The sequence below is a fragment of the Dryocola clanedunensis genome (assembly GCF_038405435.1).
Classification (GTDB): domain Bacteria; phylum Pseudomonadota; class Gammaproteobacteria; order Enterobacterales; family Enterobacteriaceae; genus Dryocola; species Dryocola clanedunensis_A.
The window spans coordinates 1-624 of the sequence record NZ_JBBYHZ010000112.1 but is presented as its reverse complement, the minus strand read 5'-3'; the positions used below and the strand labels follow the sequence as shown (position 1 = coordinate 624).

General features: G+C 70.5%; 1 protein-coding gene and 1 pseudogene. Both read left to right on the top strand.

Annotated features, from left to right (window positions below; translation table 11 throughout):
* Positions 1-226: SPOR domain-containing protein (locus tag AAE045_RS23730; protein WP_455549759.1), on the top strand; the 226-nt coding region annotated here is incomplete at its 5' end.
* Between the two features lie 106 nt (positions 227-332).
* Positions 333-624 (top strand): annotated as a pseudogene (locus tag AAE045_RS23725) (hypothetical protein); the annotation flags it as partial.

Sequence of the window (624 nt, the reverse complement as noted above, 5' to 3'; positions counted from 1 at the left end):
CGTGCTGCTGCAGGTCGCCAGCTACGCCAGCCGTGACAACGCCACCCGCGCGCTCGGCCAGCTGTCCTCGGCGGGCATCGCCGGGGCCAGCATCAGCGACATCGTCAGTGGCGGGCGCACCCTGTGGCGCCTGCGCGTGCCGGCCCCCGACCATGCCAGCGCCTCGGAACTTGCCGGCCGGATTGCCGGTCTGGGCTTCGGGGCGCCGCAGATCGTGAAGGACTGAGCCTTCCACTGCCCGCGGCACGCCAGCGCGTGCCGCCGCTCCTTGGGCCTACAATGCCCGTTATCCCTCATCCACCCCTTGGCGCCCTCCAGGAGCTTGCTGTCCGATGAAATTCCGCTTTGCCGCCGCTGCCATGGCCACGACCCTGTTCGTGGGCATGGTTTCCGCCCAGACCCCTGCGCCGACCCCGGCACCGGCGCCTGCTCCCGCCGCCGCCGCTCCGGCCACCGTGGCGACCCCGCCGGCCCCCAAGCCCAGCGTCTCCAAGGCCTGGATCCTGATGGATTACGCCACCGGGCAGGTCCTGGCCGGTGAAAACGTGCACGAACAACTGGCCCCGGCCAGCATCACCAAGGTGATGACGTCGTATGTCGTGGCCGCCGAGGTCAAGAACGGCA